The following is a 14,722-nucleotide window of genomic DNA, read 5'->3' as shown; positions in this document are numbered from 1 at the left end:
TGAGGTTCCCCGCCGCGTCCGACCGGGCGCGTGACGGCGAGGGTGTGCCCCTCGCCCGTTGGATGCCGCACCGCCCCGCGTGGGAACAGCGGGACGGTACGGCGGTCCGTGCCGGCCGGCCGCGGGGTGCGCCCCCGCGGCCGGCCCGTACCCGGAGTCAGGCCTCCGGGAAGTGGCAGGCCGCCTGCCGGCCGCCCGCACCGGCGATCTGCAGCAGCGGACGCTCCGTCCGGCAGACCTCCTGCGCCTTCGGGCAGCGCGGGTGGAAGGTGCACCCGGACGGCGGGTTGGCCGGGCTCGGCGGGTCGCCGAGCAGCACGATCCGTTCCCGGGCCCGCTCCGCCGCCGGGTCCGGCAGCGGCACCGCGGACAGCAGCGCCCTGGTGTACGGGTGCGCGGGGTTGCCGTAGACCTCGGCCTTGTCGCCGATCTCGACGATCCGCCCGAGGTACATCACCGCCACCCGGTCGCAGACCCGCTTGACCACCGAGAGGTCGTGCGCGATGAACACGTACGCCAGGCCGAGCTCCCGCTGGAGCCGTTCCATCAGGTTGACCACCTGGGCCTGGATGGACACGTCGAGCGCGGAGACCGGCTCGTCGGCGATGACCAGCCTGGGCGAGGTGGCGAGCGAGCGGGCGATGCCGATGCGCTGCGCCTGGCCGCCGGAGAACTCGTGCGGGTAGCGGTCGATGTGCTCGGGGATCAGCCCGACCAGGTCCATCAGCTCGCCGGCCCGCCGGCGCGCGTCCGCCGCGCTCGAACCCTGGATCAGCATCGGCTCGGAGATGATCCGGGCCACCGTCTGCCGGGGGTTGAGCGAGGAGTACGGGTCCTGGAAGACCATCTGCAGGTGCCTGCGGTACGGCCTCAGCCGGGCCTGCGGGAGCCCGCCGATCTCGGTGCCGTCGAAGGTGACGGTGCCCGAGGTCGGGTCGAGCAGCCGGACGATCATCCGCCCGGTGGTCGACTTGCCGCAGCCGGACTCGCCGACCAGGCCGAGCGTCTCGCCGCGTCCGACGTCGAAGCTGACGCCGTCCACGGCCCGGACCGGGGGGCCGGGGCGGCCGGTGCGCCCGCGCCGGCCGGGGAAGGTCTTCACCAGGTCCCGTACGGACAGCAGGGTGTCGGTCATGGCCGTGCTCCTTCCGGCACCAGCGGCAGGTGGCAGGCGGCCTGGTGGCTGGGGGCGAGCGGGCCGAGCAGCGGGCGCTCGGCCCGGCAGCGGGCGTGTTCCTCGGCGGACGCGGCGGTGGTGCGGGCGCAGCGCGGGGCGAAGGAGCAGCCGGGGGCGGGGGCGATCAGTGACGGCGGACTGCCGGGGATGGCCCGCAGCGGGGCGTCGTCGGTGTCGTCCAGCCGGGGCAGCGAGTCCAGCAGGCCTCGGGTGTAGGGATGCGCGGGGGTGGCGAACAGCCGGTCCACCGGCGCTTGTTCGGCGGCCCGGCCGCCGTACATCACCAGCACCTCGTGGGCGACCCGGGCGACCACGCCGAGGTCGTGGGTGATCATGACGACGCCGAGGCCGCGCTCCTGCTGGATGCGGGCGATCAGGTCGAGGATCTGCGCCTGGACGGTGACGTCGAGGGCCGTGGTGGGCTCGTCGGCGATCAGCAGCTCGGGCTCGCAGGCGAGCGCCATGGCGATCATGACGCGCTGGCGCATGCCGCCGGAGAACTGGTGCGGGTACTCGTCGACCCGGCGGGCCGGCTCCGGGATGCCGACCTCCGCCAGCATCTCGACCGCGCGTTCGCGGCCGGCCTTGCGGGAGGCCCTGAAGTGCACCCGGTAGTGCTCGGCGATCTGCTCCCCGACGGTGTAGAAGGGGTGCAGGCTGGACAGCGGGTCCTGGAAGATCATCGCGATCCGGCGGCCCCGGACGGCGCCGAGTTCGCGCTCGCCCAGCCCGTTCAGCTCCTGCCCGTTCAGCCGGATCGAGCCGGTGACGGCGGCGCCGCGGTGCAGTCCCATGACGGCCAGCGAGGTGACCGACTTGCCGCTGCCGGACTCGCCGACCAGGCCGAGCGTGCGCCCGGCCCCGACGGTGAAGGAGATGCCGTCCACCGCCCGGACGACGCCGCGGGGCGTGTCGAAGGAGACCCCGAGGTCCTCGACCTCCAACAGTGCGGTCATCAGTACCTCACTCTCGGGTCGACGAACGCGTAGAGCAGGTCGACCAGCAGGTTCGCCGCGACGATGAAGAAGGCCGCGAGCAGGGTGACGCCGAGGATGACGGGCTGGTCGGAGCGGCCCAGGCCGTCGTAGAACAGCCGGCCGACGCCCGGCAGGCCGAAGATGGACTCGGTGATGACGGCACCGGCCAGCAGCCCGCCGAGGTCCATGCCGAAGATGGTGAGGATCGGCGTCATCCCGGCGCGCAGTCCGTGCTTGACGGTGACGGTCCGCGCCGGCAGGCCCTTGGCCCGGGCGGTGCGGATGTACGGTTCGGCCATCGTCTCGATCATCGAGTTGCGGCTCTGCCGGGCGTACATGGCCGCGTACAGCAGGGCCAGCGCGATCCACGGCAGCAGCAGGTTGGAGGCCCACGCGAAGGGGTTCTCGCCGAACGCGTGGTACGCCGGGTAGGGCAGCAGCCCGGCCGTGCGCACGACGCCCCAGATCAGCATGATCGAGGTGAAGTAGACCGGCAGCGAGGCGGTGCCGACGGAGAGCACCATCAGGGTCCGGTCGGTGACCCCGCCCTTGCGCAGCGCCGAGGTGACGCCGGCGCCCAGTCCGAGGAGCAGCCAGAGCACGGCCGCGCCGAGGGCCAGCGAGATCGAGACCGGGAGGCGGTCGGTGAGCAGGTCCCAGACCGGCAGGCCGTACTCGTAGGAGTAGCCGAGGCACGGGAAGCCGCAGTGCACGGCGCTGGGGCCGCTGCCGTAGTCGCGGCCGGCGAAGATGCCGCCCAGGTAGGCGAGGAACTGCTCCCAGACCGGCTTGTCCAGGCCCATCGCGGCCTTGACGTCGGCGAGCCGCTCGGGGCTGCAGGTCTTCCCGCAGGCCGCCGCGGCCGGATCGTTCGGCAGCAGGTAGAAGATGGTGAAGGTGATGGCGCAGATGGCGAGCAGGATGCCCGCCACGCCGAGCAGGCGGCGCCCGAGGTAGAGGATCACGACCGGCCTCCCCGGGGGTCGAGGATGTCGCGCAGCGCGTCCCCGAGCAGGGTGAAGGCGAGCACGGCGAGGAACAGGAAGACCGTCGGGATCAGGAAGTACGTCGGGTCGGTCTCGTAGTGGACGATGCTCTCGGCGATCATCTGGCCCCAGGAGGGCGTCGGCGGGCGGACGCCCACGCCGAGGTAGCTGAGCGCGGCCTCGGTGGCGATCATGCCGGGGATGAGCAGCGTGGTGTAGGCGATGATCGGGCCGGAGACGTTCGGCAGGATCTCCCGGGTGAGGATCCGCCAGGAGCGGGCCCCGCCGACCTTGGCGGCCTCGACGTACTCCCGGTGCTTGAGCGACAGGGTCTGTCCGCGCACCACGCGGGCGATGCCGGGCCAGGTGAACAGGCCGATGACCAGGGTGATCAGCAGGATCCGGTTGACGTCCCTGGCCACCGACATCATCGCGATCATGAAGATCAGCGAGGGGAAGGACATCGTGAGGTCCATCAGCCGGGACAACAGGGTGTCGGTCCGGCCGCCGAAGTAGCCGGCGGCGATGCCGGCCAGCGTGCCGGTGGCCACGACCACGGCGGTGGCGGTGAAGGCGATCAGCAGCGAGACCTGGCCGCCGTGCAGCACCCGGGCGAACAGGTCGCGCCCGGTGATCGGCTCGACGCCCAGCCAGTGCCGGGCCCCGATGCCGCCGAAGTCGCCCCGGGGCATGCCGCCCAGGTACGGGTCGACGGCGCGCTTGTCGAACTCCTCGGGGGACCAGCCGCCGAGCGAGCTCAGCGGTCCGGCCAGGGCGGCGGCGAGCAGCAGCACGCCGACCGTGATCAGGCCGAAGCGGGCCGACCCCTTCGCCCACAGCTGGTCCCAGACCAGCCGCCACGGGCCGCGTCCGGCGGCCTTCGCGGGGCCCGCCGCCGTGCTGTCCACGGCGGCGGGCTCAGTGGTGGTACTCATCGGTGCGGCCCCTCAGCCCTTGCCCTTGGCGGGGTCCTTGAGGCCGACCACGGCGAGGTCGATCATGCCGGCGTAGCCGGAGTTGCCGAACGCGCCGGCCACGTTGGTGCCGACCAGCAGCGGGCGGCGCTGCCACATCAGCGGGACGGCCGGGGCCTTCTTCATCAGGTCCTCGTCCAGCTGCTGCCAGGCCTTGTTGGCCTCGTTGACGTCCGTCATGGCCGCGATCTGGTCCATCCGGTCCATCGTGGCCTGGTCCTTGAACTGGCTGTAGTTGCCCTGGTTGCCCTTCTCCTTGATGGTGCGGCCGTCGAAGAGGAACGGCAGGAAGGTCGCACCGGACGGGTAGTCGGGGCACCAGCCGTTGATGGTCAGCTCGGGGGCGTTCTTGATGTCGCCGATGGTGTCGGCGAAGGCGGACGGGTCCACGGTGTTGACGGTGACCTGGACGCCGACCTTGGCCAGTGACTGCTGGATCGCCTCGGCGCGGGTCTTGTCGCCGAGCGAGACGGTGAGCCCGACCTTGAGGTCGGTCTTGCCCGCCGCCTTCAGCAGGTCCTTGGCCTTCTGCGGGTCACCGGCCGCCGGGATCTTCAGCGGGTCGGCCTTGACCCCGCCGGTCAGCGAGGGCGGCAGGAAGGAGGTCGCCACGTCGGTCACCGCCGGGCCGCCGAAGGCCGTCACCTGGGCCTCGCGGTCGACCGCCCACATCATCGCCTCGCGCACCTTGGGGTCGTCGAAGGGCGCCTTGGCGGTGTTCATGTAGAGCATGTCGGTGCAGCCGGTCTGCTCCGCCGCCATGCGGGACTTGACGTCCGCCTTGGGCAGCACCTTGGCGACCGACTCGTGCTGCATCCAGGGCATGTTGATGGCGTTGGCGTCGGCGCCGTCGCTGGCGATGATCCGGTCGTCGGCCTGGCCGCCCTTGATGCCCTGGGTGACCACGATCCGGTCCGGGTACGCCTTGCGGACGGTGTCGGTGGACTGGTCCCAGTTGGTGTTGCGGACCAGCACCAGCTGCTTGCCGCGGTCGTAGGTCTCGATCTTGTACGGCCCGGAGGAGAACACGTGCGAGTCGTACTGGGTGCCCTTCTCCTGGGACTGCGGCACCGGGGAGAAGGTCGGCAGGGTGACGGTGTCCGAGAACTCGGCGACCGGGCGCTTGAGGTGGAAGACGATGGTCCGGTCGTCCGGCGTCTCGATGCTCGCCAGGTGCTCGCCGCTCAGCGGGCCCTTGTAGTTCTCGCCGCCGGCCAGGTACTGGGCCGCGTAGTCGGGGCCGCCGGTGAGGTCCGGGGAGAAGGACCGTTCGACGTTGTACTTGATGTCGGCGGACTTGATCGGGCTGCCGTCCTCGTACTTGAGGCCGTCCTTCAGGGTGAACGTCCACACCTTGCCGCCCTCGGAGGACTTGCCCAGGTCGGTGGCGAGGTCCGGGACGATCTCGCTGCCGGCCGCGCCCGGCTCGGACTTGAAGGTGGTCAGCGTGCGGTAGAGCAGCCGGGTGCCGAAGTCCATGTGCGGCACCACCCAGTTGCGGGCCGGGTCGAGGTGGGCGAAGTCCTGGTTGGTGAGGACGGTGAGGGTGCCGCCCTTGACCGGCGTGCCGCCGATGACCGAGCCGGACTCCGCGCCCGGGCCCTTGCTGCTGGAGGGCGCGGCGTCGCCGCCGGTGTCGCTCTTGTCGTTCTTGCAGGCCCCGAGGCCGAGGGTGAGGGTGGCCGCGAGTGCCGCCGCGAGGGCGGCGTGGGTGCGCCTGGTCATGTGCAACTCCGCTGTGGGGGGCCTGCCGTGAAGCCCGTGGTCCACCCCGGCAGTGGTCCGGGGCCCGACCGGGAGGGCGGCCGTCAAGGCCTGGCCGCTCCGCGGTGTGACCCGTAACATAGTAATGTGAAATTGCACTGCACAAGAGGTGACGCCGCTCGTTACCGAGCTGTGTCCGTGCCGCACCTCCCCAGCCCCGCATAGGAGTTCACCGGTGACCACGCCCCAGACCGGCCTCCACACCGGAAGCCACGACCTCCCCGTCTCCCCCGCCCTCGACGCCTTCATGGCCACCCGGTGGGCCCCCACCCCTCTCCCCGCCGACCGGCGCGCCCCCGGCCACGACCGCCTGCCGGGCCGTCACGCCCGGCTCTCCGCCGCCTTCCCCGGCGAACGCCTGGTCGTCCCCGCCGGCCGCCTCAAGGTCCGCTGCAACGACCTCGACCACCGCTTCCGGCCGCACAGCGCCTACGCCTGGCTCACCTGCCTCACCGGCGAGGACCAGGCCGACCACGTGCTCGTCCTCGAACCGACCGGCCCCGCGGGCCACGAACCCGTCCTCTACCTGCGCCCCCGCTCCCCCCGCAGCGGCGGCCACGCCGCCGGCTCCGAGTTCTACCGCGACCGCCGCTACGGCGAGTTCTGGGTCGGCCGCCGCCCCGACCTCGCCGAGGCCGCCGCCCTCACCGGGCTGCGCACCGAACACCTCGACGACCTCGGCAAACTCCTCACCGGCCCCCAGCCGCCCACCCGCGTCCTGGCCGGCACCGACCCGCTCGTCGACGAGGCCACCGGACGGCCCGGCCCGCACGCCCGCGCCGACGGCGAACTCGCCGCCGTCCTCTCCGAACTGCGCCTGGTCAAGGACACCTGGGAGGTCGACCAGCTGCAACTCGCCGTCGACCACACCGTCACCGGCTTCCAGGACGTCGTCCGCGCGCTGCCCACCGCCCTGCACCACCCCCGCGGCGAACGCTGGATCGAGGGCGTCTTCGACCTGCGCGCCCGCGCCGAGGGCAACGGCACCAGCTACACCACCATCGCCGCCTCCGGCGCCCACGCCTGCGTCCTGCACTGGATCCGCAACGACGGCGCCCTCGACCCGGACTCCCTGCTCCTGCTCGACGCCGGCGTCGAGACCGACACCCTCTACGCCGCCGACATCACCCGCACCCTCCCGCTCAGCGGCACCTTCAACCCCGTCCAGCGCCAGGCCTACGACCTCGTCCTCGCCGCCCAGAGCGCCGGCATCGCCGCACTGCGCCCCGGCGCCCGCTTCCGCGACTTCCACCGCGCCGCCATGCGCGTCATCGCCGAAGGCCTCGCCGACTGGGGCGTCCTGCGCATCCCCGCCGAACAGGCCCTCGAGGACGACAACGGCCTCCACCGCCGCTACACCCTCTGCGGCAGCGGCCACATGCTCGGCCTCGACTACCACGACTGCGCCAGGGCCCGCGCCGACCGCTACCTCGACGGCGTCCTCGAACCCGGCATGGTCCTCACCGTCGAACCCGGCCTCTACCTCCAGCCCGACGACGAGACCCTCCCCGTCGAACTCCGCGGCCTCGGCATCCGCATCGAGGACGACCTCGTCATCACCCCGGACGGCGCCCACCTGATGTCCCACGCCCTCCCCAGGACCGCCCCGGACATCGAGTCCTGGATGTCCGACCTCCTGCGCTGACCACCCCGGCGGGGGGGGGGGAGCGAAGCTCAGGCCACCTTGACCGTCCGCTCCCCCTGCCGGACGGTGACCTCCACCTCGCCGCCGATCGCGGCGGCGTAGGCCCGCAGGTTGTCCAGGCTGTCCACCTGCCCGTGCTCGATCTGCGAGACGCGCGCCTGGCTCACGCCCATCAGCCCGGCCACCTCCTTCTGCGTCAGGCCGGCCGCCTTCCGGAGCTCCGCCAGCTCGTACCCGCGGATCCGGGCCAGCGTCTCCCTCCGCATCCGCGCCCGTTCCGCCTCCGCTTCCGGAGACGCCAGCCACGGGTTGACACGTTGGGCCTCGGCCCAGACCTCAGTCCAACTACGGCCCTTCATGCGCGCGCTCCCTTGTCCTTCTCATCGATGTACTGCTCATAACGCGCTTCCGCCAACGGGATGTTGGTCTCGTACCATCGGGACCACTCGCCGTCCTTGTCACCGGCGACAAGGATGATCGCCTCCCGTTCGGCGTCGAAGACGAAAAGCATCCGGATCTCCGAGCGACCCGCCGAGCCGGTCCTCAGTTCCTTGAGATTGTGCAATCTGCTCCCATGGATCCGGTCCACCAACGGTCGCCCCAGCAGCGGCCCCCGGCGTGCGAGGACATTGACGGCATCGGCAATCTGGTTCGCCGTATTCGGATCATTGACACAGATGTCCAGGAACCAGTCGTTCACCGGACCAACCAGCGTGATCTCCCACATACGAACGACATTAAGTCGGCCCTTATACGCTACCGCGCGCTTTCCCGCCCGATCCACCCCCGCGGGGGACGACACCCCCGGGCCTCGCACGCGCTGGGCGCACTACCCCCGCGCGGAGTGCCAGAGGCGGGCGACGATGTCCGCCGCCGGGCCCGGGCGGGTGAGGCGGTGGGCGGTGCCGGCCCAGAGGTGCATGGCGGTGGTGTCGGCGTCGCTGGTGGCGGCCACGCGCAGCGGGCGGGTGAGGTGGTGCACCTCGGGGTAGGCGGGCGGGGCGTACCGGCCGTAGCGGTCGATGAAGTCGTTGCGCAGGCCACGGGCCGGCCGGCCGGTGAAGGCGCGGGTGACGACCGTCTCCGGCATCGCGGTGAGCGCCGACCGGTGCGCGGCCGGGGCACCGGACTCGTCGGCGCGGAGCAGGGCCGTCCCCAGCTGCACCGCGACCGCGCCGGCCCGCAGCGCCGCCGCCACCGCCGGGCCGTCGCCGAGCCCGCCGGCCGCGATCAGCGGCAGCGCCGTCACGGCCCGTACCGCGGGCAGCAGGTCGAGCAGCGGCGCCCCGCCCGGTTCGTCCGCCACCCGGTGGGTGCCGCGGTGCCCGCCGGCCTCCGGGCCCTGCACGCACAGCGCGTCCATCCCGACCGCCTCGGCCGCCCGCGCCTCCGCGGGCGTGGTGACGGTGCCGACCTGGAGCGACCCGGCCGCGCGGACCGCCGCCGCCTCGGCCGCCGTCGGCAGCCCGAACGTGTACGAGACGACCGGCACCGGATCGGCCAGCAGCACGGACAGTTTGGCGTCCCAGTCGTCCCGGTCGGGCCCGATCTCCTCGGGGAGCGTCACGCCCCGGCGCCGGGCCTCGGGCCGCAGCCGCTCCCGGTAGGCGGCGACGGCGTCCCGGTCCCCGGGGGCGGCCGGGACGAACAGGTTCATCCCGAACGGCCGCCCGCTCAACGCCCGCACCTGCGCGATCTGTTCGGCCATCCCGGCGGCGTCGCGGTACCCGGCGGCGAGGAAGCCGAGACCTCCGGCCCGGTTCACCGCGGCCACCAGCTGCGGCGTGGACGCCCCGCCCGCCATCGGCGCGCCGATCACCGGCACGGCGAGTTCGTCGAGACGCACGGTCGTCGGGGGCACGGTCATCCGGGGCTCCTCCACACTCCTGCGGGTACGGACCGGCCCAGCCTATGCCGCGCCCCCGGACCCGACGGAGCCGACGGAGCCGACGGAGCCGATCTAGCGGATCAGCCCGCGGCCGCGCGCCTCCCGCACCGCCGCCGTCCGCGAGTCCACCCCCAACTTGGTGTAGATGTGCACCAGATGGGACTTCACGGTGGCCTGGCTCAGGTGCAGCCGCTGGCTGACCTGCTGGTTGGTCAGCCCGTCCGCGACCAGCCCCAGCACCTCGGTCTCCCGCGCGCTGAGCGCCGCCGCAGGCGTCCGCATCCGTTCGAGCAGCCGGTCGGCGACGCTGGGCGCCAGCGCCGAACGGCCGGCGGCGGCCGCCCGGACGGCCTGGGCGAGCTCCTCCGGCGGCGCGTCCTTGAGCAGATAGCCGGTGGCGCCGGCCTCCAGCGCGGGCAGGGTGTCGGCGTCGCTGTCGTAGGTGGTGACGACGAGGACGCGGGGCGCACCCGCCCGGGCGGTGATCGCGGCGGTGGCCTGGGCGCCGTTCATGGCGGAGCCCGGCCCGAACTGGAGGTCCATCAGCACCACGTCGACCGTGCCCTGCGCCGCCAGTTCGACGGCCCGTTCGGCGGTCGCGGCCTCGGCGACGATCTCGAAGTCCGGTTCGCCCTCCAGCACGGCCCGCAGTCCGGCCCGCACCACCGGGTGGTCGTCCGCCAGCAGCAGTCTGATCGCGGCCCCGCTCATGCCCCGCCCTCCGTCACCGGCAGCTGGACGGCCAGGGCAGTGCCCTCGCCGGGTGCCGACTCCACCGTGAAGGTGCCGCCGAGGGCCCTGGCCCTCGCCCGCATCGACGGCAGGCCGAACCCGCCGTCGCCGCCGGTACGGCCGGCGACCGCCGCCGGGTCGAACCCGGCCCCGTCGTCGAACACGTCGAGCGCCACCTCGTCCTCCATGTAGCTGAGCGTCACCTCGGCGTGCGAGGCCCCGGCGTGCCGGACGGTGTTGCCGAGTGCGGACTGCGCGATCCGCAGCAGGGCGACCTCCTGCGGCACCGGCAGCCGGACCGGGTCGCCGGACACGTGCAGTTTCACCGGGAGGCCGCTGTGCGCCGCCGTGGTGGCGCACAGCCGTTCCAGGGCGACCGGCAACGGGTCGCCGTCGAGGGCGGGCGGCGTGAGCGCGCGGACGAAGCGCCGGGCCTCGTCGAGGTTGTCCTGGGCGGCCTGCCGGGCCTGTTCGACGTACCCGGCGGCCGCGTCGGTGCGGTCGGGCAGGGCCCGCTGGGCGGCCCGCAGCAGCAGCTGGATCGAGCTGAGGCTCTGGGCGAGGGTGTCGTGGATCTCCCGGGCGAGGCGCTCGCGTTCGGCGAGCACGCCGGCGGTGTGGTGGGCGGCGGCGAGGTCGGCCCGGGCGGCGGTGAGTTCGTCGATGAGCCGGCGGCGTTCCTCGCTCTCCCGGTACAGCGCCTGGTAGCCGAGCACGGTGGCGGTGGCGACGGCCGCGCCGAGCGCGGGTCCGATGGCGGCGGCCACGTTGAAGGCGTGCTGGTGCCAGGACCACGCGGCGATGGCGGTGGCGGCGGTCAGCCCGACGGCGGCGAGCCCGGCGCGGCGCCCGAGCAGGTGCAGTTCGAGGAAGTACAGCGGAAAGGCCAGCCAGACCCCGTCCTGGGTGGCGAGGAGCACGCCCGCCCAGCTGACGCCGAGCAGGGCGAGCCAGAGCGCGGCGGCCCGTCGGGAACGGTGCACGGCCGCGGTCCTGGGGCCGACGGCGTAGACGGCGCCCATCGCGGCGGCGGAGGCGGCGACCGCCGCCGGGTCGCCGTCCCGGCCGGTCAGGGCGCGGGCGACGGCGAGGGCGAGCAGGCCCGCCACGAGCAGGTGCAGGCAGACCTGGAGGACGCGGGCGACGGGGGTGGTGCGGGAACGTTCGGTCGCCATCAGTCCAGCCTAGGTTCCGCGGCCGGGCCGGGCATCAATCAAAAGGTTGAACTCCGCTTCTGCCCTTCGATGCGGAGGATGCAATCCGGGGTGCGATGCCGGCGGGCCCCGTCCTCCGGGACGGTGGGAACGTCGCAGAATCAGCCGTGGACAGGAAGGACCGCCGTGTTCGTCGCCTGGAGGGATCTGGGGTTCGCCAAGGGGCGGTTCGCCCTGATGGGGACCGTCATCGTACTGATCACCGTGCTGGTCGGCCTGCTGTCCGGGCTGACGGCCGGGCTGGGCCGGCAGAACACCTCCGCGATCACCGGCCTGCCCGCGGACCACCTGGTCTTCTCCAGGCCCGCCGACGGGCAGCAGCTGTCCTTCACGGACTCCCAGGTGACGCCCGAGCAGTGGCAGGCCTGGGCACGTGAGCCCGGGGTCACCTCCGCCCAGCCGCTGGGCATCACCACGACCAAGGCCGCCGCGGGCACCCGCACCGCCGCGCTGTCCGCCTTCGGCGTCCCGGACGGCTCCGGACTGGCCCCGCAGGGCGCCGCGGTGGCCCCCGGCCGGGCGGTGCTCTCCCGCGAGGCCGCCGAGGACCTGGGCGGCCTCGCCCCGGGCGCCGACCTCACCGTGGCCGGCCACCACCTGCGGGTGGCAGCCGTGGACGGCGACGCCGCGTTCAGCCACACCCCGGTGATCTGGACCAGCCTCTCGGACTGGCAGCAGTTCGCCCCCGGCGGTGCCGGCCACGCCACCGTCGTCGCGCTCGGCACGGCGAAGGGGGCCGACCTCGGCGGCGCCGACGCCCGCCTCGGCACCGAGACCCGCAGCCGGGACGACGCCCTGGCCGCGATCGGCTCCTACACCTCCGAGAACGGCTCGCTGCAGCTGATGCGCGGCTTCCTTTTCGCCATCTCGGCGCTGGTGATCGGCGCGTTCTTCACCGTGTGGACGATCCAGCGCAGCGGCGACGTCGCGGTGCTGAAGGCGCTCGGCGCCTCGACCCGCTACCTGCTGCGGGACGCGCTCGGCCAGGCCGTCCTGCTGCTGGTGCTCGGCACCGCGGTCGGCACCGCCCTCGCGGCGGGCCTGGGCGCGGCGGTCGGCTCCGCGGTGCCCTTCGTCCTGGACGCCCCGACCGTCCTCGTCCCGGCCGTGGTCATGATCGCGCTCGGCGCGGTCGGCGCGGCCCTGTCCATCCGCCGGATCACCTCCGTCGACCCGCTGACCGCTCTGGGGAGCGCCCGATGAGTCTCCTGCTCGACCACGTCACCCTGACCTACCCGGACGGCGACGGCCGGCTCACCGCGCTGGACGACGTCTCGCTGACCGTCCCGAAGGGGTCGATCACGGCGGTGGTCGGACCGTCCGGCTCCGGCAAGTCCAGCCTGCTGGCGGTCGCCGCCACCCTGATCGCCCCGGACTCCGGCCGGGTGGTGGTGGACGGCACCGACACCGCCGGGCTCGGCCGGGCCGAACTGACGGCCCTGCGGCGCACCCGGATCGGCATCGTGTTCCAGCAGGCCAATCTGCTGCCCTCGCTCACCGCCGTCGAGCAGCTCCAGGTGATGGCCCACCTGGACGGCGGCTCCCCGCGCGCCGCGCTGCCGCGGGCGCTGGAGCTGCTGGCCGCCGTCGGCCTGCGCGACCAGGCCGCCCGCCGCCCGCACCAGTTGTCCGGCGGCCAGCGCCAGCGCGTCAACATCGCCCGGGCGCTGATGAACGACCCCACGGTGCTCCTGGTGGACGAGCCGACGAGCGCGCTCGACCACGAACGCGGCGCCGCCGTCCTGGACCTGATCGCCGACCTGACCCACCGCCGCGCGACGGCCACCGTGCTGGTCACCCACGACCGCACCCACCTGACGGCCGTCGACCAGGTCGCCGAGGTCCACGACGGCCGTCTCACCGTCCCGGCCCCGGCCTGAGCTACGCCTTCGCCGCCAGCACCTCGTCCACCACCAGCGTCACCGACGCCCCGATCGACTCCGGCAGGGTGAACGACTGCCCCGGGTGGTGGACGGCGTGCAGCCGGTACTCACCGTCCTGCGGGTCGGTGAGCACCATGACGCGCCGGTTCGTCCGGTCCACGATGACGTAGACGGGCACTCCCGCGGTGGCGTAGGCGAAGGGCTTCTTCGTGAGGTCGTCGCCGAAGTTCGAGGACGTGACTTCGAGGACGAGACGGAAGACCGCCGGGTCGTAGCAGTTGTACTCGATCAGGTGGTCGTCGATGTCGGCGTCGACGACCGACAGATCGGGCACGGCGTAGTCCGACGGCCCCTCCGGCAGCCAGATGCCGACGTTCTGCAGGACGTCGACCTCCACACCGTCGAGACCGGCCCCGAACAGCGTCCGCATGAGCCGGCTCAGCGACTTTCCGTGTGCGGCGTTCGGCGGCGGCGTCACGGTGATCTCGCTCCCGATGATCTCGACCCGGTAGCCGACGAACTGGTCAGAGATCAGATCGGCCACCTCGAGCAGCGTCGGCTGCTCGACGGGTTCTTCCACTGCTGCGGCGGACATGGATTTCCTCCTGACTGCCGATGTCGGGAAACATCATCGTAGAGCCGGAGCGCCGATCGCCGGCCGAGCCGACGCCTTCACCCAAACGGGTGGGTCTCCGCCCTAGCGGGCCCGCAGGCGCAGGGCCGGGCGCTCCTCCTCGACCGGCTCGCCCTGCCCGGCCCAGAGGGAGCGGACGTGGCTGAGGTGGCGCGTCATGCAGGCCTCGGCGGCCTCGGCGTCGCCGGCGATCATCAGGTCCAGCAGCTCCAGGTGCTCCTCGGCCGAGGAGGTCAGCTCGCCGCGCTCGTCGAGCCGGTTGAGCCCGTAGAGCCGGGAGCGCTTGCGCAGGTCGCCGACCACGTCGACGAGGCGGGCGTTGCCGGCCAGCCCGAGCAGGTCCAGGTGGAACTGGCGGTCGGCCTCCAGGTAGCCGATCAGGTCGTGCTTGCGCGCCGCCGCGACGATCGCCTCGGCCTGCGGGCGCAGCCGCTCCAGCTGCTCCCTGGTGGCCGTGCGGGTGACCCGGCCGACGGTCGGGACCTCGATCAGGGCGCGGATCTCGGTGTAGTCGTCGAGGTCGCGCTCGGTGAGCTCGGTGACCCGGAAGCCCTTGTTGCGGACGGCCTCGACCAGGCCCTCGCGGGCGAGGTCCAGCATGGCCTCGCGGACGGGGGTGGCGGAGACGCCGAAGTCGGCGGCGAGGGCGGGCGCGGAGTAGACGACGCCGGGGCGCAGTTCGCCGGAGATCAGGGCCGCCCGGAGCGCGTGGGCGACCTGGTCGCGGAGCCGCTCCTGCACGGAGATCAGAGTGCGGGATTTGAGGTCGGCCATGGTGTTCCTCCGGGTGGGTGCAGAACACCAGCGTACAATGTCACGTTACGTTGAGTGTGCAACAGTCCGTGATT

15 protein-coding genes are annotated in these 14,722 nt (G+C 73.0%); 3 read left to right on the top strand and 12 right to left on the bottom strand.

Annotated elements, in window-relative coordinates; all coding sequences use genetic code 11:
- Positions 1–157 precede the first annotated feature (157 nt).
- Genes ACIRS1_RS10035 through ACIRS1_RS10015 form a run of 5 tightly spaced genes read right to left on the bottom strand, consistent with a single transcriptional unit; the run spans position 158 to position 5,839 of the window.
- Positions 158–1,135, bottom strand: a complete 978-nt coding sequence (locus ACIRS1_RS10035; protein WP_360208687.1) for an oligopeptide/dipeptide ABC transporter ATP-binding protein — start codon at positions 1,133–1,135, stop codon at positions 158–160.
- Positions 1,132–2,133 carry an ABC transporter ATP-binding protein gene (locus ACIRS1_RS10030; RefSeq protein WP_402838277.1) on the bottom strand — a complete coding sequence of 334 codons (1,002 nt, stop codon included), beginning with the start codon at positions 2,131–2,133 and terminating at the stop codon, positions 1,132–1,134. The genes ACIRS1_RS10035 and ACIRS1_RS10030 overlap by 4 nt, the downstream gene beginning before the upstream one ends.
- Positions 2,133–3,119, bottom strand: coding sequence for an ABC transporter permease (locus tag ACIRS1_RS10025; RefSeq protein WP_360208681.1), 987 nt, complete (start codon positions 3,117–3,119; stop codon positions 2,133–2,135). The genes ACIRS1_RS10030 and ACIRS1_RS10025 overlap by 1 nt, the downstream gene beginning before the upstream one ends.
- Positions 3,116–4,075 carry an ABC transporter permease gene (locus tag ACIRS1_RS10020; RefSeq protein WP_360208679.1) on the bottom strand — a complete coding sequence of 320 codons (960 nt, stop codon included), beginning with the start codon at positions 4,073–4,075 and terminating at the stop codon, positions 3,116–3,118. The genes ACIRS1_RS10025 and ACIRS1_RS10020 overlap by 4 nt, the downstream gene beginning before the upstream one ends.
- A gap of 12 nt (positions 4,076–4,087) precedes the next feature.
- A complete protein-coding gene (locus ACIRS1_RS10015; protein WP_360208676.1) occupies positions 4,088–5,839 on the bottom strand; it encodes an ABC transporter substrate-binding protein in 1,752 nt (583 codons plus the stop codon).
- Positions 5,840–6,053: 214 nt separating this feature from the next.
- Between ACIRS1_RS10015 and ACIRS1_RS10010 the strand changes: the two genes are divergently transcribed.
- Complete coding sequence (locus ACIRS1_RS10010) at positions 6,054–7,523, top strand: aminopeptidase P family protein (RefSeq protein ID WP_402838274.1); 1,470 nt, start codon at positions 6,054–6,056, stop codon at positions 7,521–7,523.
- A gap of 29 nt (positions 7,524–7,552) precedes the next feature.
- On the opposite strand, the gene ACIRS1_RS10005 is transcribed toward ACIRS1_RS10010, so the two are convergent.
- From ACIRS1_RS10005 to ACIRS1_RS09985, 5 genes are all read right to left on the bottom strand, one after another.
- Complete coding sequence (locus ACIRS1_RS10005; RefSeq protein ID WP_402838272.1) at positions 7,553–7,882, bottom strand: helix-turn-helix domain-containing protein; 330 nt, start codon at positions 7,880–7,882, stop codon at positions 7,553–7,555.
- Positions 7,879–8,250, bottom strand: a complete 372-nt coding sequence (locus ACIRS1_RS10000) for a type II toxin-antitoxin system RelE/ParE family toxin (RefSeq protein WP_402838270.1) — start codon at positions 8,248–8,250, stop codon at positions 7,879–7,881. The genes ACIRS1_RS10005 and ACIRS1_RS10000 overlap by 4 nt, the downstream gene beginning before the upstream one ends.
- 102 nt (positions 8,251–8,352) lie before the next feature.
- On the bottom strand, positions 8,353–9,390 hold the full coding sequence (locus ACIRS1_RS09995) for a nitronate monooxygenase (protein ID WP_402838268.1): 1,038 nt from the start codon (positions 9,388–9,390) through the stop codon (positions 8,353–8,355).
- Positions 9,391–9,483: 93 nt separating this feature from the next.
- Positions 9,484–10,122 (bottom strand): response regulator transcription factor, encoded by a 639-nt coding sequence (locus ACIRS1_RS09990; RefSeq protein WP_360208662.1) that lies wholly within the window; start codon positions 10,120–10,122, stop codon positions 9,484–9,486.
- A complete protein-coding gene (locus tag ACIRS1_RS09985; RefSeq protein ID WP_402838266.1) occupies positions 10,119–11,318 on the bottom strand; it encodes a sensor histidine kinase in 1,200 nt (399 codons plus the stop codon). The genes ACIRS1_RS09990 and ACIRS1_RS09985 overlap by 4 nt, the downstream gene beginning before the upstream one ends.
- A gap of 165 nt (positions 11,319–11,483) precedes the next feature.
- Here ACIRS1_RS09985 and ACIRS1_RS09980 point away from each other — a divergent pair, with 165 nt between their 5' ends.
- Complete coding sequence (locus ACIRS1_RS09980) at positions 11,484–12,560, top strand: ABC transporter permease (RefSeq protein WP_402838264.1); 1,077 nt, start codon at positions 11,484–11,486, stop codon at positions 12,558–12,560.
- Complete coding sequence (locus ACIRS1_RS09975; protein ID WP_402838262.1) at positions 12,557–13,237, top strand: ABC transporter ATP-binding protein; 681 nt, start codon at positions 12,557–12,559, stop codon at positions 13,235–13,237. The genes ACIRS1_RS09980 and ACIRS1_RS09975 overlap by 4 nt, the downstream gene beginning before the upstream one ends.
- 1 nt (position 13,238) lies before the next feature.
- On the opposite strand, the gene ACIRS1_RS09970 is transcribed toward ACIRS1_RS09975, so the two are convergent.
- Both ACIRS1_RS09970 and ACIRS1_RS09965 read right to left on the bottom strand, forming a co-directional pair.
- Positions 13,239–13,835, bottom strand: a complete 597-nt coding sequence (locus ACIRS1_RS09970; RefSeq protein WP_402838260.1) for a Uma2 family endonuclease — start codon at positions 13,833–13,835, stop codon at positions 13,239–13,241.
- Positions 13,836–13,937: 102 nt separating this feature from the next.
- Positions 13,938–14,648 (bottom strand): GntR family transcriptional regulator, encoded by a 711-nt coding sequence (locus ACIRS1_RS09965; RefSeq protein ID WP_402838258.1) that lies wholly within the window; start codon positions 14,646–14,648, stop codon positions 13,938–13,940.
- Between the last annotated feature and the right edge of the window lie 74 nt (positions 14,649–14,722).

It is taken from the genome of Kitasatospora sp. NPDC101176 (genome assembly GCF_044768035.1).
Taxonomy (GTDB): Bacteria; Actinomycetota; Actinomycetes; order Streptomycetales; family Streptomycetaceae; genus Kitasatospora.
This window is presented reverse-complemented; position numbering and strand designations above follow the sequence as displayed.

Excerpts from the sequence above, each read along its gene's own strand:
- ACIRS1_RS10030 (WP_402838277.1), bottom strand. The coding sequence starts at position 2,133 with ATGACCGCACTGTTGGAGGTCGAGGACCTCGGGGTCTCCTTCGACACG.
- ACIRS1_RS10005 (WP_402838272.1), bottom strand. The coding sequence starts at position 7,882 with ATGAAGGGCCGTAGTTGGACTGAGGTCTGGGCCGAGGCCCAACGTGTC.
- ACIRS1_RS09970 (WP_402838260.1), bottom strand. The coding sequence starts at position 13,835 with ATGTCCGCCGCAGCAGTGGAAGAACCCGTCGAGCAGCCGACGCTGCTC.
- ACIRS1_RS10020 (WP_360208679.1), bottom strand. The coding sequence starts at position 4,075 with ATGAGTACCACCACTGAGCCCGCCGCCGTGGACAGCACGGCGGCGGGC.
- ACIRS1_RS10015 (WP_360208676.1), bottom strand. The coding sequence starts at position 5,839 with ATGACCAGGCGCACCCACGCCGCCCTCGCGGCGGCACTCGCGGCCACC.
- ACIRS1_RS09985 (WP_402838266.1), bottom strand. The coding sequence starts at position 11,318 with ATGGCGACCGAACGTTCCCGCACCACCCCCGTCGCCCGCGTCCTCCAG.
- ACIRS1_RS09975 (WP_402838262.1), top strand. The coding sequence starts at position 12,557 with ATGAGTCTCCTGCTCGACCACGTCACCCTGACCTACCCGGACGGCGAC.
- ACIRS1_RS09965 (WP_402838258.1), bottom strand. The coding sequence starts at position 14,648 with ATGGCCGACCTCAAATCCCGCACTCTGATCTCCGTGCAGGAGCGGCTC.
- ACIRS1_RS10000 (WP_402838270.1), bottom strand. The coding sequence starts at position 8,250 with ATGTGGGAGATCACGCTGGTTGGTCCGGTGAACGACTGGTTCCTGGAC.
- ACIRS1_RS09990 (WP_360208662.1), bottom strand. The coding sequence starts at position 10,122 with ATGAGCGGGGCCGCGATCAGACTGCTGCTGGCGGACGACCACCCGGTG.
- ACIRS1_RS09995 (WP_402838268.1), bottom strand. The coding sequence starts at position 9,390 with ATGACCGTGCCCCCGACGACCGTGCGTCTCGACGAACTCGCCGTGCCG.
- ACIRS1_RS10035 (WP_360208687.1), bottom strand. The coding sequence starts at position 1,135 with ATGACCGACACCCTGCTGTCCGTACGGGACCTGGTGAAGACCTTCCCC.